General features: G+C 35.0%; 23 protein-coding genes and 1 riboswitch. Of the genes, 22 read left to right on the forward strand and 1 reads right to left on the reverse strand.

Going from position 1 to position 21,216, the window contains the following annotated elements:
• Window positions 1-49: 49 nt before the first annotated feature.
• From lysA to BR52_RS04305, 8 genes are all read left to right on the forward strand, one after another.
• Complete coding sequence (lysA, locus tag BR52_RS04270; RefSeq protein ID WP_034569520.1) at window positions 50-1,369, forward strand: diaminopimelate decarboxylase; 1,320 nt, start codon at window positions 50-52, stop codon at window positions 1,367-1,369.
• A 20-nt stretch (window positions 1,370-1,389) separates the two neighbouring features.
• On the forward strand, window positions 1,390-1,752 hold the full coding sequence (locus tag BR52_RS04275) for a GNAT family N-acetyltransferase (protein ID WP_034569522.1): 363 nt from the start codon (window positions 1,390-1,392) through the stop codon (window positions 1,750-1,752).
• Between the two features lie 28 nt (window positions 1,753-1,780).
• Complete coding sequence (locus tag BR52_RS04280) at window positions 1,781-2,563, forward strand: segregation/condensation protein A (RefSeq protein ID WP_034569525.1); 783 nt, start codon at window positions 1,781-1,783, stop codon at window positions 2,561-2,563.
• Window positions 2,556-3,140 (forward strand): SMC-Scp complex subunit ScpB, encoded by a 585-nt coding sequence (scpB, locus tag BR52_RS04285; protein ID WP_034569527.1) that lies wholly within the window; start codon window positions 2,556-2,558, stop codon window positions 3,138-3,140. The genes BR52_RS04280 and scpB overlap by 8 nt, the downstream gene beginning before the upstream one ends.
• 13 nt (window positions 3,141-3,153) lie before the next feature.
• The gene (locus BR52_RS04290; RefSeq protein WP_034569530.1) at window positions 3,154-3,891 is read left to right on the forward strand and encodes a pseudouridine synthase; all 738 of its coding nucleotides are present in this window, start codon (window positions 3,154-3,156) and stop codon (window positions 3,889-3,891) included.
• A 99-nt stretch (window positions 3,892-3,990) separates the two neighbouring features.
• Window positions 3,991-4,713, forward strand: a complete 723-nt coding sequence (locus tag BR52_RS04295) for a response regulator transcription factor (RefSeq protein ID WP_034569533.1) — start codon at window positions 3,991-3,993, stop codon at window positions 4,711-4,713.
• Between the two features lie 7 nt (window positions 4,714-4,720).
• Window positions 4,721-6,544 (forward strand): HAMP domain-containing sensor histidine kinase, encoded by a 1,824-nt coding sequence (locus tag BR52_RS04300; protein ID WP_034569536.1) that lies wholly within the window; start codon window positions 4,721-4,723, stop codon window positions 6,542-6,544.
• A 131-nt stretch (window positions 6,545-6,675) separates the two neighbouring features.
• Window positions 6,676-6,801, forward strand: a riboswitch (FMN riboswitch).
• A gap of 123 nt (window positions 6,802-6,924) precedes the next feature.
• Window positions 6,925-7,500 (forward strand): ECF transporter S component, encoded by a 576-nt coding sequence (locus BR52_RS04305; RefSeq protein WP_034569541.1) that lies wholly within the window; start codon window positions 6,925-6,927, stop codon window positions 7,498-7,500.
• Between the two features lie 119 nt (window positions 7,501-7,619).
• Here BR52_RS04305 and BR52_RS04310 read toward each other — a convergent pair whose 3' ends face one another.
• Window positions 7,620-7,850 (reverse strand): ferredoxin, encoded by a 231-nt coding sequence (locus BR52_RS04310; protein ID WP_034569544.1) that lies wholly within the window; start codon window positions 7,848-7,850, stop codon window positions 7,620-7,622.
• Window positions 7,851-7,882: 32 nt separating this feature from the next.
• On the opposite strand from BR52_RS04310, the gene BR52_RS04315 reads away from it, so the two are divergent.
• The 14 genes from BR52_RS04315 to BR52_RS04380 all read left to right on the forward strand — a co-directional run bounded on the left by BR52_RS04315 (window position 7,883) and on the right by BR52_RS04380 (window position 21,126).
• A complete protein-coding gene (locus BR52_RS04315) occupies window positions 7,883-8,959 on the forward strand; it encodes a YpbB family protein (RefSeq protein WP_081890696.1) in 1,077 nt (358 codons plus the stop codon).
• The gene (locus BR52_RS04320; protein WP_034569550.1) at window positions 8,952-10,412 is read left to right on the forward strand and encodes a RecQ family ATP-dependent DNA helicase; all 1,461 of its coding nucleotides are present in this window, start codon (window positions 8,952-8,954) and stop codon (window positions 10,410-10,412) included. Before BR52_RS04315 ends, BR52_RS04320 begins: the two co-directional genes overlap by 8 nt.
• A gap of 48 nt (window positions 10,413-10,460) precedes the next feature.
• Window positions 10,461-11,045, forward strand: a complete 585-nt coding sequence (locus BR52_RS04325) for a LysM peptidoglycan-binding domain-containing protein (RefSeq protein ID WP_034569552.1) — start codon at window positions 10,461-10,463, stop codon at window positions 11,043-11,045.
• 73 nt (window positions 11,046-11,118) lie between these two features.
• A complete protein-coding gene (gene cmk, locus BR52_RS04330) occupies window positions 11,119-11,793 on the forward strand; it encodes a (d)CMP kinase (RefSeq protein ID WP_034569554.1) in 675 nt (224 codons plus the stop codon).
• A gap of 105 nt (window positions 11,794-11,898) precedes the next feature.
• Window positions 11,899-13,119 carry a 30S ribosomal protein S1 gene (rpsA, locus tag BR52_RS04335; protein ID WP_034569556.1) on the forward strand — a complete coding sequence of 407 codons (1,221 nt, stop codon included), beginning with the start codon at window positions 11,899-11,901 and terminating at the stop codon, window positions 13,117-13,119.
• A 283-nt stretch (window positions 13,120-13,402) separates the two neighbouring features.
• Window positions 13,403-14,716 carry a ribosome biogenesis GTPase Der gene (gene der, locus BR52_RS04340; protein ID WP_034569559.1) on the forward strand — a complete coding sequence of 438 codons (1,314 nt, stop codon included), beginning with the start codon at window positions 13,403-13,405 and terminating at the stop codon, window positions 14,714-14,716.
• A 262-nt stretch (window positions 14,717-14,978) separates the two neighbouring features.
• Window positions 14,979-15,254 carry an HU family DNA-binding protein gene (locus BR52_RS04345; RefSeq protein WP_034569562.1) on the forward strand — a complete coding sequence of 92 codons (276 nt, stop codon included), beginning with the start codon at window positions 14,979-14,981 and terminating at the stop codon, window positions 15,252-15,254.
• Between the two features lie 103 nt (window positions 15,255-15,357).
• Window positions 15,358-16,413, forward strand: coding sequence for a dehydroquinate synthase/iron-containing alcohol dehydrogenase family protein (locus BR52_RS04350; RefSeq protein WP_034569565.1), 1,056 nt, complete (start codon window positions 15,358-15,360; stop codon window positions 16,411-16,413).
• On the forward strand, window positions 16,410-17,675 hold the full coding sequence (locus BR52_RS04355) for a tetratricopeptide repeat protein (RefSeq protein ID WP_034569567.1): 1,266 nt from the start codon (window positions 16,410-16,412) through the stop codon (window positions 17,673-17,675). Before BR52_RS04350 ends, BR52_RS04355 begins: the two co-directional genes overlap by 4 nt.
• A gap of 74 nt (window positions 17,676-17,749) precedes the next feature.
• On the forward strand, window positions 17,750-18,307 hold the full coding sequence (locus BR52_RS04360) for a ReoY family proteolytic degradation factor (RefSeq protein WP_034569569.1): 558 nt from the start codon (window positions 17,750-17,752) through the stop codon (window positions 18,305-18,307).
• A 129-nt stretch (window positions 18,308-18,436) separates the two neighbouring features.
• On the forward strand, window positions 18,437-18,766 hold the full coding sequence (locus tag BR52_RS04365) for a nucleotide pyrophosphohydrolase (protein WP_034569572.1): 330 nt from the start codon (window positions 18,437-18,439) through the stop codon (window positions 18,764-18,766).
• Between the two features lies 1 nt (window position 18,767).
• A complete protein-coding gene (dapB, locus tag BR52_RS04370) occupies window positions 18,768-19,559 on the forward strand; it encodes a 4-hydroxy-tetrahydrodipicolinate reductase (RefSeq protein WP_034569575.1) in 792 nt (263 codons plus the stop codon).
• Window positions 19,556-20,764 (forward strand): CCA tRNA nucleotidyltransferase, encoded by a 1,209-nt coding sequence (locus BR52_RS04375; RefSeq protein WP_034569578.1) that lies wholly within the window; start codon window positions 19,556-19,558, stop codon window positions 20,762-20,764. Before dapB ends, BR52_RS04375 begins: the two co-directional genes overlap by 4 nt.
• Complete coding sequence (locus BR52_RS04380) at window positions 20,764-21,126, forward strand: thioesterase family protein (RefSeq protein WP_081890753.1); 363 nt, start codon at window positions 20,764-20,766, stop codon at window positions 21,124-21,126. The genes BR52_RS04375 and BR52_RS04380 overlap by 1 nt, the downstream gene beginning before the upstream one ends.
• Window positions 21,127-21,216: the final 90 nt, after the last annotated feature.

Below are 21,216 nucleotides of genomic sequence, written 5' to 3' on the forward strand. Positions count from 1 at the left end.
ATGGTAAAGTTAAATGAGCAATTTACGGGGATTGAAATGGGGAAAATAAATGAATTTAACTAAACTACCAGGTACAATGACAATCAATACTGAAGATCATCTAACGATTGGAGGAATTGACACAGTTTTACTTGCTGATAAGTACCAGACGCCATTATTTGTTTACGATATCGCTTTAATTCGAGAACGTTGTCGAGAGTTTAAAGAAACTTTCGAACGTAAACAAATCAATGCACAAGTAGCTTATGCTAGCAAAGCCTTTTCATGTTTAGCGATTTATCAATTGATGGCTCAAGAAGGAATGTCTCTTGACGTAGTTTCAGGTGGAGAATTGTATACGGCCATTCAAGCAGGTTTTCCAAGCGAGAAAATCCATTTTCATGGAAATAATAAAACAATGACAGAAATCAACGCCGCCTTAGATTATCAAATTGGCTGCTTTGTTGTAGATAATTTCAATGAATTAAACTTGTTGAATCAGTTAGCAAGTAAAAAAGAAGTCATTGTCAAAATTTTACTTCGTGTAACGCCTGGCGTAGAGGCACATACACATAATTATATTTCAACTGGACAAGAAGATTCAAAATTTGGGTTTGATTTAATGAATGGTCAAGCTGAACAAGCAGCGATTCAGGCAATAGAAATGTCAAATGTTGACTTAATTGGTCTTCATAGCCATATTGGGTCACAAATTTTTGAATCGGATGGTTTTTTAATGGCAATTGATAAGTTACTGTCAAAAACAATTGACTGGCAAAATACTTTTGGCTTTAAACTAAGTGTGTTAAATTTAGGTGGTGGATTTGGCATTCGTTACACGGAAGAGGATCAACCGTTAGCTATTCCTGAACTGATGGAGTCGATTATCGACGAAGTTATTTTGAAAACAACAGAATTGGGCGTTGAAATGCCTGAAATCTGGCTAGAACCAGGCCGAAGCTTGGTTGGTGATGCTGGAACTACTTTATATGAAACGGGCTCACAAAAAGAAGTTCCAAATGTGCGGAACTATTTGGCCGTTGATGGAGGAATGTCTGATAACATTCGACCAGCACTTTATGATGCAAAATATACAGGTGTTTTAGCAAATCGCGTGACCGAACAGCCAACAGAAACCTATTCAATTGCAGGGAAATGTTGTGAGTCAGGAGATATGTTGATTTGGGACTTGCCACTGCCTAAAGTTCAAGAAGCTAATATTTTAGCGGTCTTTAGTACAGGCGCATACGGCTATTCAATGGCGAGTAACTACAATCGTATTCCTCGTCCAGCAGTTGTTTTCGTTGAAAATAGTACCGACTTTTTAGCAATTCGACGTGAAACCTATGTAGATGTGATGCAACTTGATATTCCTTTTCCAACAGAATAGACACGAATGGAGGTTCATCAATGCTAATTAATTATAAAAATGATTACGAGAAAATCATGATGGGGCTACTATCCTTTATTCCTGATTTAAAAGACGTGAGTCGCTTGAAATCGGAAATCGAATGGTATGAAGCTGATGAAAATCGGCAACTATATTTATGGCGCAGTGAAGAAAGTACAGACATTATTGCAGTTGTAGGTGTAGAAATAAGTGAGGAAATGGTCTTACTTCGTCATATTTCAATTAATCCTTCTTATCGTAAAGAAGGGATTAGCTATCAAATTATTAATGAACTTGAAAAAAAAGCACCAGATAAAAAAATAATTGGTACGTTAGAAACAGCTCCAATTGTAGCAAAATGGGAGCAACAAAGAAGTGAATAGAAACTAGGTTGAAGGAGCGAATCAATGAATGGCTGAAATTAATGTGAAAATTGATGTGTTTGAAGGGCCGCTTGATTTGTTGCTTCATTTAATTCAACAATTAGAGTTGGATATTTACGATATTCCAATGGCTGAAGTCACAGCACAATACCTAGCTTATCTTCATACAATGAAAGAACTAGAGCTGGATATTGCAGGAGATTATCTAGTCATGGCAGCTACTTTAATGGCCATTAAAAGCAAGATGTTGCTGCCTAAACAAGAACTTATTTTAGATGACGAAGATGAGTCGTTTTATGAAGATGGAGAAGATCCGCGGGATGCTCTTGTTGAACAACTATTAGAATATCGTAAATATAAATATGCAGCGACAGTATTAAAAGATAAAGAAGAAGAACGAAGCCAGTATTATACGAAAACACCAACAAATTTACAGCATTTACAAACAGAAGTTCCTTTAAAATCAGAACAAATTACAACAATTGATTTGTTTATGGCTTTTCATGAAATGCTAACAAAAAAGAATCGTAAAATTCCAATGCAAACAAAAATCAAAGCAGAAGAAATTACGATTGACGATAAAATGAAACTGATATTAAATAAATTAAACAGTCATCAAAGTCGTAATGGTTTGTTATTTGAAGAATTTTTTGACGCTACAACTAAATCAGAACTAGTCACAACTTTTATGGCGTTACTAGAATTGATCAAAGAAGGAACCATTAGAATCAATCAAGAAGAAATTTGTGGAGATATTTTAGTGTTTGAAAATCAAGAGTCCGTCAATCAAGGAGAAGGTAAGAATGAATGAAATAGCAGCGATTGAAGCATTGCTTTTTGTATCAGGTGATGAGGGCTTATCATTAGAAGAGATGGCGTCATTACTAGATACATCTACACAATTTACGTATCAATTATTAATGCAGTTGCAACAACGGTACATTGAATCTAAAACAAATGGACTAATGCTACTTGAAGTAGGCAATCATTATCAATTGGCTACTAAAAAAGAATACGCTGATTTAATTAAAAAATATGCAGTCTCGCCGTTATCCACGAATTTATCACAGGCCGCATTAGAAACGCTTGCGATTATTGCCTACAAACAACCGTTAACCCGGATGGAAATTGATGAAATTAGAGGCGTGCAAACAAGTGGTGCTTTGCAAAAACTTCTTTTAAGAGGATTAATTGAAGATAAAGGGCGAGTTAATGGGCCAGGTAGAGCTATTTTATATGGAACATCCGCTTATTTTATGGATTATTTTGGCTTAAAAGATATAAAAGAATTACCAACAATTGATGAATTAGAACAAAGTCCTGATGAAAGCGAATCAGATTTATTCTTTGAAAAATTTAATCAACAATTTCAACTAAATGAAGAATAAAGGGGATTAAATAATGGAACGTTTACAAAAAGTAATGGCACACGCAGGTGTAGCTTCTCGAAGAAAAGCAGAAGAATTAATTGCAAAAGGTCACGTAAAAGTGAATGGAAAAGTTGTAACAGATATGGGGGTTCAAGTTGGAAACTCAGATAATATTGAAGTAGATGGTGTTCCAATCGACCGTGAAGAACCAGTTTACTTTTTATTGTACAAACCAAGAAATGTGATTTCTGCCGTGAGCGATGATAAAGATCGACCTGTTGTAACGGACTTTTTTGGTTCCGTAAAACAACGTATTTATCCAGTTGGACGTTTAGATTATGATACGACAGGATTATTGCTTATGACAAATGACGGAGAACTTTCTCAAATGTTGATGCATCCTAAATACCATGTTGCAAAAACCTATGTCGCTAAAGTAAAAGGTGTTATTTATCCAACTGACACGAGAAAGTTAGACAAAGGAATTGTCATTGATGGCAAAAAAACGTCTCCTGCACAAACAAGAATTATTTCAGTCGATAAAGTAAAGCAGACTTCAATTGTTGAAATTACTATTTTTGAGGGACGTAATCATCAAGTGAAAAATATGTTTATGGCAATCAATCATCCTGTTCAAAAATTAAAACGTGAAACGTATGGTGGTTTAACTTTAGAAGGTTTAAAACCAGGAGAATGGCGTGAATTAAAAGGTTTTGAAGTGAATCAACTTCGTGTTCTTGCTAAAGAAAGTCAACAAAATAAAAAATAAGATCAGCCCCTTTTGGTTGATAAATGAAACAGTTGTTGTGTATAATTAGTGATATAATAACAATTTTTAGATAGGGTTGGAGAAAGAGGTGTTTATCAAATGAATAATGATGCAATGAATATACTGGTTGTTGATGATGAAGATCGAATTCGTCGTTTATTAAAAATGTATTTACAGCGAGAAAACTTTATCATTACTGAAACAGACAATGGAGAAGATGCTCTTTTTCTAGCTCTTGAAAATGATTATGACTTAATTTTACTTGATTTGATGCTTCCTAAAATGGACGGTATTGAGGTTGCTAAACAACTACGTGAAAAAAAAGAAACGCCAATTATGATGTTGACAGCAAAAGGTGAAGAAACGAATCGGGTTCAAGGCTTTGAAGTTGGTGCAGATGATTATATTGTAAAGCCGTTTAGTCCAAGAGAAGTTGTCTTACGAGTAGCCGCAATTTTGAAACGAACACAATTAGCAAAACCTAAAAAACAAGAAAATCCAGATTTAATTATTTTTCCTCATCTAGAAATTGACAATCAGGCTCATCGCGTTTTATCTGATGGAAAACCTGTCAATTTAACACCGAAAGAATACGACTTACTTCTTTATTTAGCACAAGCTCCTGATCAGATTTTTGGCAGAGAACAATTGCTTAGAGAAGTTTGGAAATATGAGTTTTTTGGTGATTTAAGAACAGTGGATACTCATGTAAAACGTTTGCGTGAAAAACTAGCACAACAATCAGAAGTAGCCTCTAAAATGATTGTGACTGTCTGGGGCTTAGGTTATAAGTTTAATTCTCACTACGAGAATAAGGAGTAGTAACCTTATGACTAAACTAAACAGCATTGTGTTTCGAACGTGGCTAGTGACGATGGCAATTGTTGCATTCTGTTTGATTTCTAGTACAGTAATTTATTCATACATTTATCAAAAACACGTTCAAGAAATCTATTTAAGTGATTTTAAAGACGCCATTAAAAGTATTGAAAAGCGGGTAATCGATGATCCGCTTTTTGTTTTAGAAAATACAGATAAATTTACTTCTTATGATTCACATTTGTTTTTTTATCTTGAATATGATGATCAAAAAGCAGTTTTTTATAATGATTTCTATAACGAACTACCTAAAAATTATTTGACGCAATTATTGAATCGTAAAGATGTAAAAGAAATTATTCATTCTGGTAAAGACAGTGTGTTGTTAGAAGAGGAAAGCGATAAAGAAAGTAAAAATGGTTCTTTTATTCTAAAAATAAATTTCTTTGAACACGATGGTAAGCGTGGCGTTCTCTATTCGTACGGTGATTTATCTTTCTTAACAAAGATTGATAAAAAAATGACGGAGTGGACGGCTTTTATTTTTGTGATGCTCCTCATGTTATCTGTGCTGTTTTATCAATTCCTTAAATATAGAATTGGTACTCCGTTAGCAAAAATGCGTGATATTGCTTTTGAATACGCCAAAAATGACTTTTCACATCAAGTGCCTGTTAACTCCAAAGATGAGTTGTCACAGTTAGCACTAGCGATGAATAAAATGGGGAAATCATTGGAAGCCATTGGAATGTCTACCAAACAAGAAAAAGAATTATTAGCTCATATTGTGTCTTCCATGACAACGGGTATTTTGTATTACAATCGAGATAAAACACTTTTAACTTCCAATCCAACAGGAGATGAATTTTTAAATCGTTGGCGCTTAAATGGTCAATATCATGAAAGTGAAATTCTTCCGTATGTCTTAGATGGGAAAATAGACGAAGTAATCGAAAAAAGAAATGGATTGAGTTTCGAATTAGAGATTGATGATGCTTATTTTACTTTAAACTTAGTACCCCTTTTCAGTGAAGCGCCTTGTATTGTTCGTGGTGTGTTGATTACGATTCAAAACATGACAAAAGAACGTCGATTAGACACGATGAGAGTGGATTTTATTAACAATGTGTCTCATGAATTAAGAACACCCTTAGTGATGATAAGAGGTTATAGCGAAGCAATACTAGATGATGTTGCTGAAACAAATGAAGAAAAACATGAAATGGCAAAAATTATCTGGGAAGAATCAGAACGAATGAGCCGGATGGTTAACGAGATGTTAGATCTGTCAAGAATGGAAGCAGGCTATATTGAGTTAACAAAAACAGAGGTCGATTTATACGAATTTTTTAAAGACCTCTTGACGAGATTTAGCCAATTAGCGGAATCTAATCATGTCCGTCTTGAATTAGATATCCAAGATGGCATGACGAGTTATTGGATGGATGAAGATAAAATGAATCAAGTTTTATTTAATTTAATCAATAATGCCATTCGCCACACAAGTTTAGCTGAACCAATTGATGGAATACGTTATGTTAAATTATTGATTCATTTAGATGAAGTTATGGACGAATTGTTAATTGAAATTATCGATAATGGAACTGGAATTCCAAAACAAGATTTGCCCTTTATCTTTGAACGTTTTTACAAAGCTGATAAGGCCCGAGTGATGAATAAACAAAATCAAACGGGAACTGGAATTGGCTTATCAATCGTTAAAAATATCGTTGAAGAACATGATGGCTATATGGAAGTTCAAAGTGAAGTTAATACTAAGACACGTTTTATCATTCACTTGCCTTACTTGGATGAACAAGACAAACACGAATAATAAAAAAACAATTCCTAAAAATAAGTAGGGATTGTTTTTTTGCTTACTATTTGTTAGCATTTCTGTTGCTAATTAAATTAAAATTGTGTATAATGTTACTTGTACATGAGAGTGTATAAAATAATACAATGATTCGTCTTCAGGGGCAGGGTGAAATTCCCGACCGGTGGTAAAGTCCACGAACTGATTGTTTCGGCAATTGGTTGAATTGGTGTAATTCCAATACCGACAGTAAAGTCTGGATAAAGAAGATGGGGCTTATTTGAGTGAATTCAATGGCTCTGTTTAACTTTTTTTCTGAAGAAAAAGTTAGGCGGGTTTTTTATTTTTCTCAACTATTCCATAATCGCTCTAGATGAATCCTTTTAGGAGGATTTTTTATGAAAACCAGTAATACCAAAAGGTTAGTCGGGATCGCAATGCTAGGGGCAATTGCCTTTGTGCTGATGTTTTTTGCTTTTCCAATCTTACCAAGTGCCAGTTTTATGAAAGTCGATTTTAGTGACGTGCCAGTCTTAATGGGGATGTTTTTATACGGACCTATTGGAGGTGTACTAGTGGCGCTAATTAGAACCGTCCTTCACTATATTCAAACAGGTGGAGATATGGGGTATCCAATTGGCGATATTGCGAGTTTTATTGCGAGTTTAGCATATGCAATGCCAATTTATTTTATTGTCACTAAGCAACAGCGTTATGATATGAAAACGCTAGTAATGGCTAATATTGTTGGAACTGTCTCTTTAACTACAGTTTTATCAATTGCAAATTGGTTTGTTATTACACCATTGTATATTACAATCATGGGCTTTAATTTAGGGCCAGTGAAAGAGATTGTTTTATATGGCGTAGTGCCTTTTAACATTTTAAAAGGACTAGTGGTGGGAATTGTCTTTATTGGACTATTTGCAAAATTAAAACCCTTTATTTTAAGAAATCAATTACGAAATTATTAATCTACTAAAGAAATGTTGTTAAATTTAATCCATTTAACAACATTTCTATTTTTATGAAATTCAAATAAACACAGCAAATTGACTTCTATACCAGTTTTTACTACTATGAAATAGAGGGACTAGTCTATAGAAAATGGTGTAGTGCTTCTAACGATTGCGCCAGTTGGACAAGCTAGGTAGGCTGCTTTAAAAGATTCCACGTCCTCTTTGCCTAAAGGGAGAGTTCCTTTATTATTATCTGAAATTGTATAAGCAATACCCTCTTCGTTATAATTAAATACTTGTGGTGCTTTGATTTGACACAAGCCACAAGCAATGCATTTCTCTTGATCCACTTTTGTATAATACATAATTTAACCTCTTTTTATTTTACTTGGAAGGAATGAACCAATTGGAATCATCACTTTATTTAGAGTACCTCTTCTTAAGTTTATTTTCAAGAAAAGAAGCAAGAAAACCGATATCTGTCTTTCATATTCTGACTGGAAAGCGCACGGCATCAATCTTATATGTAGCAGAAAGCTATCAATTAAAGCATTTTTTTAGTTGTTTTCGTCACTTGAAAAAAGAGGAATACCTCAAAAAAATGGATATCCTAATCGAAAGAAATGAATTAAAGACAACATCAGACAGCCTTGTCTATTTGACTGAAAAAGGTGAAAAGGCGGTCGCTAATTTTTTTGAAAATCATTATTATCCTACCCATTTTAACGGTTTATTAGAGGGAAGAAGTTTAAAATCATTTTGGAGGTTATTAACCTTTGTCACTCAAGTACTTTCTGAAATGAGCCATGAGAATGTTCGTTACTTGCCAATTGAAAAAGAATGGAAACAGCAAATCTGGTTAAAGAGTTGGTTGCAAATGCAAAAAAAAATGCTTTCAAAAGAAATGTTAAGTCAAAGTTTTGCAAAAGAATGGATGGCGTTGTTAGCAATGATAGAACCCATTGGAGCAACTGTTATTAGCTTGAAACTGACGGGCTACAAAACCTATGGAAAAACAGCAAAACAAATTTCAATTCTTTTAGAACGGGAATTAGATGAAATCCAAGTAATTTTAACAGATGGCTTGTTTCAGTGTATTAAATACATCAAAGAATCAAATGAGTTCCCGCTTTTCTTAGAACTTTATCTAGAAAGTATTCGCAAAATCAGTTTATTCAATCAAAGTACGCTAGAGACTAAAAAATTAATTGACGAAGGAAGCTCTCTTGATGAAGTTGCGACAAAACGTGGGTTGAAACTCAGTACCGTTTCTGAGCATTTAATTGAATTAGCAATTCTTGATGAAACTTACCCAATTAAAGAACTAATACCTGAGCGTGACTATCGACAAATAATGGGATTATTTGAACTAAATCCAACAATTGGTTATTATGAGATAGAAGAACAAGGTTACCAAATTCCTTTTTACATCTATCGTTTACTTCAAATTGAAAGAAGGCGAACAAATGGTTGAGCCAATAATCTTGAAAAAAACATTGAAAGCCTATTTTGGTTACGATTCATTTAGAGATGGGCAAGAAGAAACGATTACTGCCGCATTAAAAGGACAAGATACATTGGTGTTATTGCCAACAGGAACAGGAAAATCAATTTGTTACCAGTTAACCGGTTATTTATTAGAAGGCACTGTTGTCATTGTTTCACCACTACTTTCATTGATGCAAGATCAAGTGGAGCAATTGCAATTATTAAAAGAAAAAAGAGTGGCTGCATTAAATAGTTTGCTAGATTATTCAGAAAAAGAATTCATTATCCGTCACTTAAATGAGTATAAATTTTTATTTCTATCTCCTGAAATGTTACAAAATGAACGTATTCTAGCAGCATTGAAACAACTAAAGATTTCGTTATTTACAATTGATGAGGCTCACTGTATTTCACAGTGGGGCATGGATTTTAGACCTGATTATTTGGAACTTGGAAAAATCAGAGCAGTATTAGGGAATCCTCTTACGATGGCATTGACTGCGACAGCTAATCGTCAAGTTAAAGAAGATATTTTAGCCTGTTTAAAATTAGATCCACTTCAAACAACTCAAATCGTACATTCTGTTGATCGAAAAAATATTGCTCTTGTAACAATTACGTGTGATAAAGACAAAAAAGAGCAATTGCTCAAGCAAGTTAAGAAATTAAAAAAACCGGGAATTATTTATTTTTCAAGTAAAAAAATGGCTGATGACATGGCTGATTTTTTAAGGAAAAGCTTAGCAATTCGTGTTGCTAGTTACCACTCTGATTTAGAAACCGCCGATCGGATTTTGTTGCAACAACAGTTTATTTATGATGAAATTGATGTGATATGTGCGACAAATGCATTTGGTATGGGTATTAATAAAAAAAATATTCGTTTTGTAATCCATTATCATATGCCAGCAAGCGTCGAAGCTTATTTACAAGAAATCGGGCGTTGTGGTCGTGATGGAAAGCCTAGTGTTGCCATCTTGCTCTATGAGCCCGGTGATGGATATATACAAGTGCGATTACAAGAAAATGATTTGCCAACAGAAGCGATGTTAGAGCATGTTTATCGAAAGAATATCGTGCTTGAAGGAAGTTGCAGTGTTAGTCAGCAAAGGCTGTTAGAAAATTATTTAGCTTCAAAAATCCCACTTGCTCAGGCTAAACAACAGTTAAGAGCCAGAGTGATTCGTAAAGAAGAACAGTTGCGTTATATGATTACTTATGCAGAAACAAAAGAATGCAAAAGAAGAGTGCTTCTACACTATTTTGAAGAAAAACTTAATAAAACGGTAGAAAATTGTTGTAGCAATTGTGGCATTGATGAAGAAATTTATGAGATAGATGAAAAAAACCTTGAAAACAGAGCGTTTTCCAGTGTTGATTCTTGGGAAAAAATTTTGCAAGAGATGTTTTCGTTAGAAACTTTTAAAAGACAAGACTAACTGAACTATGGTACAATAAAAGCGAACTATTTTTAGGAGGAAGTCTAAATGAGTAAAAATAAATCAAATGACCCATCGAAAGAAGCGTGGTCGCGTAAATTCAGTGAAGAAGAAGGAACGACTGAAGGCAATTATTCTAGAACGGCGCGTAAAAAATCTAAGGGTGGAATTTCTCCAATCCTAACTACTTTATGTGTATTTTTGGCCTTATTAATTATTCTGCCAATTGCAACTTATTGGTGGTATACAAATGCAGCTTCATCTGAAGATCCAAAATCCAATGATGATCAAGTAACGATGAGCAGTAGCAGTGAAAGCAGTAAAAAAGAAAGCTCTACTTCAAAAGAAGAAAGTTCTAAAGAAGAGGTATCTTCAAGTGAGGAAGCTGTTTCACAAGAGCAGCCACCAGCTGAGTCTTCATCAGAAGAAGTGACTCCGCCAGAGGAATCAACTCCACCTCCAGCAAGCGAAGAACCACCTGCAACAGAAACGTCAAAAACTCATATTATTCAACAAGGAGATACTTTATACAGTATTGCAAAAAATAATGGGTTAACAGTTGATCAGTTAAAAGCATTGAATCAATTAACTTCAAATAATGTGCCTGTTGGTACTGAATTAAAGTTAAATTAATTTCTTAAAGCCGTCAGATATGGCGGCTTTAATTTTGTGAAAAAGTTGATTTTTAAGAGAAAGAAGGCACATTATGAATCCAAAAAAATTACGAATTGCAATTGACGGTCCTGCTTCTGCTGGGAAGAGTACCGTTGCTAAAATAGTGGCAAAAGATTTAGGCTATGTTTATTGCGATACTGGAGCGATGTATCGTGCGTTGACTTACTATGCGTTACAAAATGGTGTCACGCCAGAAGATGAAGCAGGGCTTGTTGAACTATTAAAAAAAATGAAGCTACGTTTCGATCCAAGTACAGCCATCCAAAAAGTATTTATCAACAATGAAGAAGTAACAGAGGCTATTCGACAACCAGATGTGACGAATAATGTTTCAGCCGTTTCAGCTCATGGAGAAGTTCGAAAACAATTAGTTAAGTACCAACAACTTATTGCAGCTGACGGAGGTATCGTAATGGATGGACGCGATATTGGAACGGCGGTTTTACCTGATGCTGAAGTGAAAATATTTATGGTTGCAAGTGTTTCCGAACGAGCAGAACGTCGGTTTAAAGAAAACACTGAAAAAGGCATTATGACCCCTCTTGAAACTATCGAAAAAGAAATTGCAGAACGCGATTACAAAGATTCAACGAGAGCCGTTTCGCCTTTAATTCAGGCAGAAGATGCCTTTTTAGTTGACACAACAAGCCTGTCAATAGATGGAGTCGTTGCTAAAATCAAAGAGATTATCGCAAAACAGCAATAATATCAAAAGAATTGCTTTAAAATAGTGATGTTTTAGTGGCATTATTTTAAAATATTCGTTAAAATAGGTAAGAAGGACTTTAATAGCTGTTAGGAGGATTTAATGATGACAGAACATGTAGAAAAACAAGAAGTAGAAGCAACAGAAACAATGATGGATGCAATGAATAGTGTCCAAGAAGTTAATATTGGGGATATCGTAAAAGGTGAAATCCTAAAAATCCAAGATAATAAACAAGCAATTGTTGGGATTATTGGAGGAGGCGTTGAAGGCGTAATTCCTTTCAACGAATTATCAGCTTCACCATTTGAAAATGTAACAGATATTGTGAATGTTGGGGATGTTGTTGATTTAGTTGTTATTAAACCAATCATGGACAAAGAGAATGGAAGCTTTTTACTTTCTAAACGCCGCATTGACGCTAAAAAAGTATGGGAAGACATCCAAAAAGACTTTGAAAATGGAACAATTATCGAAGCACCCGTTACAGATGCAGTTAAGGGTGGACTAGTAGTGGACGCTGGCGTACGTGGATTTGTCCCAGCTTCAATGGTAGATGCACACTTTGTTGATGATTTTTCAGTATATAAAGGTCAAACACTACGTTTCAAAATCGTTGAAATTGAACCAAGTGAAAATCGTTTGATTTTATCTCATAAAGCAGTTGTTGAAGCTGAAAAAGAAGTTGCTAAAAAAGAAGTATTAGCTAAATTAGTTGAAGGCGATACTGTGACCGGAACGGTTGCACGCTTAACAAACTTTGGTGCTTTTATTGATTTAGGTGGCGTGGACGGTTTGGTTCATATCTCACAAATCTCTTACGACCACGTTAAAAATCCAGCAGATGTATTAACTGTTGGCGATTCAGTCGAAGTGAAAATCCTTTCAATTGATACTGAAACTGGACGCATCTCATTGTCAATCAAAGATACACAACCAGGACCTTGGGATAATATTGAAGAACGTGCAGCAGTTGGAACAACTCTAACAGGAACAGTGAAACGTTTGACAAGTTTTGGTGCATTTGTTGAAGTATATCCTGGTGTTGAAGGTCTGGTTCATATCTCACAAATTTCTCACAACCATATTGCAACACCGCATGAAGTGTTACATGAAGGTGATGAAATTAAAGTGAAGGTCTTAGATGTTAACCCTGGTGATCAACGTTTATCTTTAAGCATTAAAGCGTTGCAAGAAAAACCAGCTGGACTTAAAGAAAAAGAAGAAGTAGTAGATTATGAATTGCCAGAAGAAGATACAGGTTTTACTTTAGGAGATATTCTAGGGGAACAACTTTCTGATATGACAACTGAAGACGATCAATAATAAAAAAAAGAGAAGCGTTAAAAAGCGCCTCTCTTTTTTTAAATGGAAAAGTTCTAATGAAGCGAGTACTTCCTATAAGAAAAGCTTGCATGTTGAAAGGTTATTCTATAAACTACTAGATGGAACAGTAAAAAAACTAAGCTAGAAGTTTATCCTTGAAAGAGAATTCGTACTTTTAAAAAGTGTCTTTCAATGGACATGTGGGAAACAAGGGAACATTAAATAATTGCTTAGCACTCATTTTGATCCAATAAAATAAAAGAAAAAGAAGGAGGCTAAATCTATGGCAAAACCAGTTATCGCCATTGTGGGTCGTCCAAATGTAGGAAAATCAACAATCTTTAATCGTATCGTAGGTGAACGTATTTCAATCGTAGAAGATGTATCAGGAGTGACTCGTGACCGTATTTATTCGCAAGGAGAATGGTTAGGTAAAGAGTTTAATATTATTGATACAGGTGGAATCGATATTGGAGACGAACCATTTTTAGAACAAATTAAACAACAAGCAGAAATTGCAATTGACGAAGCCGATGTTATTATTTTTATTACAAGCGGTAGAGAAGGCGCAACCGATGCAGATGAAAATGTTGCAAAAATTTTATATCGTACTCACAAACCAGTGTTATTAGCTGTTAACAAAGTGGATAACCCTGAAATGAGAAATGATATTTTTGACTTTTATTCATTAGGATTAGGCGATCCTTATCCAATCTCAGGAAGCCATGGTTTAGGCATCGGGGATTTACTAGATGCGGCAATCAGCCATTTTCCAACGGAAGAAGAAGAAGAATATGATGAATCTGTTATTAAATTCAGTTTCATTGGTCGACCAAATGTAGGTAAATCATCACTTGTTAATGCTATTCTTGGTGAAGAGCGTGTGATTGTATCTGACGTTGCTGGAACTACCCGTGATGCGATTGATACAAAATTTGAATCAGCTGATGGAACAGAATTTGTCATGATCGATACAGCAGGTATGCGTAAACGTGGGAAAGTTTATGAATCGACTGAAAAATACAGTGTGTTACGTGCGTTGAGAGCGATTGAACGTTCAGATGTGGTTCTTTGTGTGTTAGACGCAGAAGAAGGCATTAGAGAGCAGGACAAGAAGGTAGCAGGATTTGCCCATGAAGCGGGTAAAGGGGTTATTATTGTTGTAAATAAATGGGATACCCTAGAAAAAGACAACAGCACAATGAAAAAATTCGAAGAAGATATTCGTGAATCATTTGCTTACCTAAGCTATGCACCAATCGTTTATGTTTCTGCTAAAACAAAACAACGTCTGCATACATTGCCAGAAGTTATTGAACGCGTTAGCATGAGTCAAAACTTGCGTATTCAATCAGCAGTCCTAAATGATGTTATTATGGATGCTGTTGCAATGAATCCGACGCCAACAGATAAAGGCAAACGTTTGAAGATTTATTATGCAACTCAGGTTGCTGTAAAACCACCTACTTTTGTCATTTTTGTTAATGAACCTGAAATGCTTCATTTTTCATATTCACGTTTCTTAGAAAACCGTATTCGTGATGCCTTCACCTTTGAAGGAACACCAATTAGAATCATTGCTAGACAAAGAAAATAAGCATTTTAACACATTCGAGACGTCATTTCAAATAATTTGAAAAAAATGGAAGAAATGATTAAAAAATGCGCTTAAAATAGTAAAAATCATTGCAGTATCAGCATTTGTATGATATCTTTTTAGAAGAAATGTTGTTTCTGAATTTCAGTTCAATAATTTCTTTCAAGCCAATTTTGGACCACTCAATTTTGGTATTATCGATGTATATTTGCTTATATTAAACAAAGCATTTATTCTTCTTTTCGAGGGAGGTGAAATACACATGGCTAACAAAGCAGAATTAATCGAAAGCGTTGCAACTTCTACAGGTTTAACTAAAAAAGATGCAACTGCAGCAGTTGATGTAGTATTTGAAACTATCCAATCTACTCTAAGTGCGGGTGAAAAAGTTCAATTAATCGGTTTTGGTAACTTTGAAGTGCGCGAACGTGCTGCACGTAAAGGTCGTAACCCTCAAACAGGGGAAGAAATCCAAATCGCTGCAAGCAAAGTACCTGCATTCAAACCAGGTAAAGCTCTTAAAGATGCAGTTAAATAAGACTAAAAGTGAAAGGTTACTGTACTTGTACGGTAGCCTTTTATTCTATTTTTTGTTATACATAGTTGTAAAATTATTAAAGAAGTGAGAGGATGGGTGTCATTTGCAGCAGCAGATTCATCAAGTCGATGGTGTCTCCACGATTTTTTTTGCAGAAACGCTAAATAAATTGGTTGTTGATTACATGCCACGATTTAAAAACATTGAGCAACTAATGATTATTACGAACCAAACCACATATGAACGTTACTATGAGAAGCTAACGCTACTTTTTAAACAGCAAGAATTACTTTGGTACATTTGCCCGAATTCATTAGAGGCTAAAAGTTTTAAAGAACTTTTAGCCTTGATGACTTATTGTGATGAAGTTGATTTGAATGAACAATCTTTGATTGTAGCTATCGGTACTGAACCCGTTATTCAATTAGGAAATTTTTTTGCTCATCTTTATTTTAAAAAATATCCACTAGTAGCCATTCCAACGAGTTTAGAAGCACTTAGTGGAAGTATCAGTGGAGAAGCTTACCTAACTCAAGACGGGAAAGTGACTGGTCTAGTTAATCAAACCATTTCTACTATTTTTTTAGATGGTCGTTTGCTCTCAATAGATGATCTGGAAGAAGCTCAAAGAGGTTTTGCTAGTTGGTTACAAGTAGCAATTAGTCACAACAAAGCTTTGTACGCTCAATTACTAAAAGGCTTTAACGATTCAAAGGATTTACAAGAGAATAGTATGATTCCTTATTTATCGACATATCTAGCTACAGTGAATGAGCTTCATCAAAAAAAAGCATCAATGAAATTGTTAGGGCTAGATTTTCAAAAGGCATTAACGACCTTTAATGGCGAAAAACGATTGACAACAAATAGTGATACAATTATTGGAATAACATTAGGATTCATTGCTTCTCAGCAACGAAATGGATTTTCAGCAGAACTAGAAATTTGGCTTAAACAAATTCAATGTCTGGGTTATCAACTAGATTTACCGGAAAATTGGTTTGTAACGGATATCGTTGAAAATCTACATCAGCATTCTGCTCAGTTTTATGTACTGTCAAAAGATGGGAAATTGACAAGGGAAGAGTTTCAAAAATCAGAGTTATTAACAATAATCATGAAGTACCAAGAATTATCAAAAAGGAGTTTTTATAGATGAGTTATGGAGAACAAATGATTGCGGCACTACAAGACAATCAGTTAATGGAAGCACAAGACTATTTTCAAGAAGCTTTGGCAAAGGATTTACCAGATGAGTTGTATATTCTAGCAGATACATTATACGAATTGGGATTTTTAGATGAAACAAAAGCAATCTATGAACAACTATTAAAAGAATTCCCAACAGACGATGAATTAAAAATCGGTTTAGCTGAAATTTCAATTGAATCAGATGAGATTGATGAAGCAATGGATTGGCTGTTAGAAATTGAAGAAGACAGTCCAGCATATCCGCAAGCATTACTTGTCTCTGCTGATTTATATCAAGTTCAAGGTTTATATGAAGTTAGTGAGCAAAAGCTCTTACAAGCAAAGGAAATCCTTCCTGAGGAGCCTATTTTAACATTTGCCCTAGCGGAGCTTTATTTTACAATGGGGAAATATGCGCAAGCAATTCATGGTTATGAAGAGTTATTAGCGCAAGGAATTGACGATATGACAGGAATTAATCTATCTGCTCGTTGTGGAAGTGCCTACAGCGCGGTAGGCGACTTTGAACAAGCGATTCCTTATTTAGAAACAGGTGTTGAAGAGAATGAATCCACCGATTTATTATTTGAACTGGGTTTCACTTATTTGCAAAATAAAGAATTTCGTCGAGCAAGTGAAACTTTATTTAAGTTAAAAGAATTAGATCCGAGTTATACCTCGCTTTATCCGTATTTAGCTAAAAGTTTAGAAGAAGAAAATCAGTTAGATAAAGCTTCAGAAGTAATTCGAGAAGGTTTACGAGTAGACCAGTTTAATCATGAACTTTTCTACTATGCTGCTCAAATCTTCTTAAAATTAGACAACGAAGAGCAAGCAGAAACTTATTTAGAAGAAGCCTTGGCTCTTGAACCTGAGAGCGAAGTGATTCAACTTGCTTTGACTAATTTGTTTATCAAACAAGAGCGCTTTGAAGAGAGTGTTGTAGCTATTCAAAAAGCGTTGATTAACGAAGAAGCAGATCCACAATTTTACTGGAACTTAGCGATTGCCTATGAAAACCTTGAAGAGTACGATGCTGCGAATGAAGCGTATCAAAAAGCCTATGAAGCATTTAAACAAAATAAAGATTTTCTTAAAGCCTATGCGCTTTTCTTGAGAGAAGAAGGCAATCTGAAGTTAACAAAAACAGTATTATCTGAATACCTTGCACTTGAACCAACCGATGAAGAAATGATCTTACTCTTAGATGAAATCAATAGCGAATATTAATCAAATACGTTATAATAAATGGAATCAAGCAATGACTATCCTATGCGATTGCTAAGAATAGGGGGACGCCCAAGATGAGTACAAAAGTATCACTAGAAACCAAAAAAGCTTTTTTAAGTTTATTTTTAGATCGCTATCAGTTGAAGAGAAGAGAATCTATGTGGATCATCAACTATTTACTCAATCATGATGTTATTTTAAGTCGGGTGCATTTTGTTGAAGCTGTTGAAACAACTCCTAGAGGAATGGCATTATCTACTATTGGAATGCAAGAAGCGCCTTTTCAATTTTATAAAGAAGGAACAATTTTTAATGACCCCGAGCAAGCTTTTCATGAAGTCCGCTTGAATTGGAATGACGATTTATATGTCGAATTGTTTTTTCAAGATCAATGGCATGTACCAGAATATTTAGCTGTTTTGGAAGATAATCCATTCCATCGTTGGAATGATACAATTAGCGACCAAATAAAAGCGGAGGTTGAAGAAGCACTCTTTAGTTTGACGTTAGCCAAGCAAAAAACAGAATTGTTAAAAAAAATTGACGATGCGCTAGAAAGTCAAAATAAAGAAGAGTTTATAGAATTATCTGCTGCATTAAATTCACTTGAAAAAGAAATCAGTCGTTTTTAATCTTACAAGCAAAACTATCTAGCCAACGCGCCTTTTGGGAAGTTTGCTAGATAGTTTTTTAGTCTTTGAAAACATGAAATAGTTTGTTACTATAAAAGAGTAGCAACATACTAAATTGAGGTGATTATGATGGTTGATAAAACATTAAAACAAATGCAAGATGAGGTTGATGGGTACATTACTCAATTTAAGACTGGCTATTTTTCGCCACTAGGTCAAATGGCAAGATTGACTGAAGAAGTTGGTGAATTGGCAAGAGAGGTCAATCATTATTATGGTGAGAAACCAAAAAAAGCGAGTGAAGAAGCGAAAGAAATTGCAGAAGAACTGGGCGATTTATTATTTGTCACAATTTCAATGGCTAATTCATTAGACATTGATTTAACGCATTCATTCAATCAAGTGATGGAAAAATTTAATCAACGGGATAAAAACCGTTTTGAAAGGAAAGAAAATTAGGATGATTAAAATAGTAGTAGCAGGTTTCAAAGGGAAAATGGGATTGACAGCCACTAAGATGGTAATAGAAAATGAGAAATTTGAATTAGTAGGCGTCTTAGATCCAATGGCAACGGAAGCGAATTTAAATGAATTACCAGAGTTTGTTCAATTGGATATCCCTGTGTTTCATCAAAAAGAAGAGCTTGTAAAACAAGTGAAGCCAGACGTTTGGATTGATTTTACCATTCCTAAAGTAGCGTATCAGCACACTTTATTTGCTGTTGAGAATGGCATTCGACCAGTTGTAGGAACAACAGGTTTTACTGAAAGCCAAGTAGCAGGGTTGATTACACAAACAAAAGAGCAACAGCTAGGTGGATTAATCGCCCCTAATTTTGCCATTGGAGCCATTTTAATGATGCAGTTTGCAGCAAAAGCAGCAGAATACTTTCCAGATGTTGAGATTATGGAACTACACCACGACCAAAAATTAGATGCCCCAAGTGGAACAGCGATTAAAACAGCAGAAATGATAGCTGAAGTTCGAGGGTACCATCAACAAGGAAATCCAGCTGAAAAAGAATTAATTAAAGGAGCACGTGGAGCAGATTTTGAAGGCATGAAAATTCATAGTGTTCGCTTACCAGGCTTAGTAGCACATCAACAAGTTCAATTCGGTAGTGCAGGTGAAGGGTTAACGATTCGCCATGATTCCTATGACCGCGCGTCCTTTATGACAGGTGTTGCATTAGGTTGTGAAAAAGTGATGGAATTGGATCAGTTAGTTTATGGGTTGGAAAATCTTTTATGAGAAAATTAGATTCTGAATTTATGAAGGCTTTGCCTGTTATCCAAAAAATTCAAGAAGCAGGATATGAAGCGTATTTTGTAGGCGGAAGTGTGCGGGATAGGATTTTAAAAAAGCCAATTGCTGATGTGGATATTGCAACAAGTGCATTTCCTATGGAAGTCAAAGAAATTTTTCCTAGAACGGTAGATGTTGGGATTGAACATGGTACGGTGATGGTTCTATTTGAAGGCGAAGGCTATGAAGTCACCACGTTTAGAACAGAGTCGACTTACCAAGATTATCGACGACCAGATACGGTTACCTTTGTTCGTTCATTAGAAGAAGATTTAAAACGTAGAGACTTTACGGTAAATGCGTTAGCCATGAATAGTGAAGGAGAGCTAATTGATTATTTTGGCGGTTTGAAAGATATTGAAAAAAAAATAATCAAAGCGGTCGGATCTGCTTCGGAGCGTTTCCATGAAGATGCGTTACGAATGATGCGAGGCGTTCGCTTTGTTAGTCAATTAAATTTTTCAATGGAAACTAAAACCGAATTGGCTATAAAAGAGCACCATGCTCTTTTAGAAAAAATTGCAGTTGAACGTATCCAAGTTGAATTTGTCAAATTATTATTGGGACAGGGTCGACAAATAGGGTTAAGAAAAATGATTGAAACAGAGTTGTATCAATTTTGTCCAGGATTAGCGTCTAAAAAAGTGGGATTAACCACTTTTGCAAAATTTGAAACGCGATTAGTGACGTCAACTAGTGCTTGGACTTTATTAACTTATTTTATTGAATTACCGGTTTCAGAAATTGAGCACTTTTTAAGAAATTGGAAATGCTCTAAAAAAGAAATTAAGCATATAATCAAAGAACGGATTGCCTTTGATCAAAGGCTAGAATCTTTTTGGAATAAAGAGCGATTGTATCAAGCAGGTCTTGACATTGCATTGGAAGTTGAAACCTTAGTTGACGGTTTTCAGCAAGAAAGCCAATTAGAGACTGTTCAAGAGCTATATGAGGCTTTGCCAATCAAAGAGCGTCAAGAGATGAACGTGAGTGGGAGCGACTTAATAACAGCCTTAAAACGACCTGCTGGTCCTTGGTTAGGAGAATTGTTAGCAAAAATTGAGTATCAATTATTAATTGGGGCCATTCCAAACCAACAACAAGCGATTCTTGAATGGGCTTTAGAGGCTGTAAAAGGAGAAGAAGCATGATGATGGAAGAACAAAGTAAACGATTTTTAGTGAAAAATGAAGATACTGCTTTGGCTTTTGGATCGGGAGATTTACTTGTCTTAGCCACGCCACGTTTAATTGCAATGTTAGAAAACACAGCAAAAGAAATGCCTTTAGAGCTTCTGAAAGATGATGAGACGACAGTTGGCATCGAAATGAACTTAAAACATTTAAAAGCTACAGCAGTTGGAAAAGAAGTTGTGTGCTTTGCAAAGCTGACAGAAATAAAAAAATCAATTTTATTTTTTGAGATAAAAGCAACTGTTGGTGAGGATGTTATTGCAACTGGAACTCATATTCGCGCTATCGTAAATAAACAGCTTTTTATGAAAAAAATTTAAATTTAATTAAAAAAAGAGTTGGTTGTTCTTTTAACAGCCAACTCTTTTTTTTATTGCTAAATAACTAGGTATTTTCTTTGTAGTAACAAG

The sequence above is a fragment of the Carnobacterium divergens DSM 20623 genome, from assembly GCF_000744255.1.
GTDB classification, from domain to species: Bacteria; Bacillota; Bacilli; order Lactobacillales; family Carnobacteriaceae; genus Carnobacterium; species Carnobacterium divergens.

Bases quoted from the DNA above. Each gene is read 5' to 3' on its own strand.
- rpsA (WP_034569556.1), top strand. From the start codon at position 11,899: ATGACAGAACATGTAGAAAAACAAGAAGTAGAAGCAACAGAAACAATG.
- BR52_RS04310 (WP_034569544.1), bottom strand. From the start codon at position 7,850: ATGTATTATACAAAAGTGGATCAAGAGAAATGCATTGCTTGTGGCTTG.
- dapB (WP_034569575.1), top strand. From the start codon at position 18,768: ATGATTAAAATAGTAGTAGCAGGTTTCAAAGGGAAAATGGGATTGACA.
- BR52_RS04315 (WP_081890696.1), top strand. From the start codon at position 7,883: ATGAACCAATTGGAATCATCACTTTATTTAGAGTACCTCTTCTTAAGT.
- BR52_RS04360 (WP_034569569.1), top strand. From the start codon at position 17,750: ATGAGTACAAAAGTATCACTAGAAACCAAAAAAGCTTTTTTAAGTTTA.
- BR52_RS04325 (WP_034569552.1), top strand. From the start codon at position 10,461: ATGAGTAAAAATAAATCAAATGACCCATCGAAAGAAGCGTGGTCGCGT.
- BR52_RS04380 (WP_081890753.1), top strand. From the start codon at position 20,764: ATGATGGAAGAACAAAGTAAACGATTTTTAGTGAAAAATGAAGATACT.
- BR52_RS04275 (WP_034569522.1), top strand. From the start codon at position 1,390: ATGCTAATTAATTATAAAAATGATTACGAGAAAATCATGATGGGGCTA.
- BR52_RS04300 (WP_034569536.1), top strand. From the start codon at position 4,721: ATGACTAAACTAAACAGCATTGTGTTTCGAACGTGGCTAGTGACGATG.
- der (WP_034569559.1), top strand. From the start codon at position 13,403: ATGGCAAAACCAGTTATCGCCATTGTGGGTCGTCCAAATGTAGGAAAA.
- cmk (WP_034569554.1), top strand. From the start codon at position 11,119: ATGAATCCAAAAAAATTACGAATTGCAATTGACGGTCCTGCTTCTGCT.
- scpB (WP_034569527.1), top strand. From the start codon at position 2,556: ATGAATGAAATAGCAGCGATTGAAGCATTGCTTTTTGTATCAGGTGAT.
- BR52_RS04295 (WP_034569533.1), top strand. From the start codon at position 3,991: ATGAATAATGATGCAATGAATATACTGGTTGTTGATGATGAAGATCGA.
- BR52_RS04365 (WP_034569572.1), top strand. From the start codon at position 18,437: ATGGTTGATAAAACATTAAAACAAATGCAAGATGAGGTTGATGGGTAC.
- BR52_RS04305 (WP_034569541.1), top strand. From the start codon at position 6,925: ATGAAAACCAGTAATACCAAAAGGTTAGTCGGGATCGCAATGCTAGGG.
- BR52_RS04355 (WP_034569567.1), top strand. From the start codon at position 16,410: ATGAGTTATGGAGAACAAATGATTGCGGCACTACAAGACAATCAGTTA.
- BR52_RS04375 (WP_034569578.1), top strand. From the start codon at position 19,556: ATGAGAAAATTAGATTCTGAATTTATGAAGGCTTTGCCTGTTATCCAA.
- BR52_RS04280 (WP_034569525.1), top strand. From the start codon at position 1,781: ATGGCTGAAATTAATGTGAAAATTGATGTGTTTGAAGGGCCGCTTGAT.
- BR52_RS04345 (WP_034569562.1), top strand. From the start codon at position 14,979: ATGGCTAACAAAGCAGAATTAATCGAAAGCGTTGCAACTTCTACAGGT.
- BR52_RS04320 (WP_034569550.1), top strand. From the start codon at position 8,952: ATGGTTGAGCCAATAATCTTGAAAAAAACATTGAAAGCCTATTTTGGT.
- lysA (WP_034569520.1), top strand. From the start codon at position 50: ATGAATTTAACTAAACTACCAGGTACAATGACAATCAATACTGAAGAT.
- BR52_RS04290 (WP_034569530.1), top strand. From the start codon at position 3,154: ATGGAACGTTTACAAAAAGTAATGGCACACGCAGGTGTAGCTTCTCGA.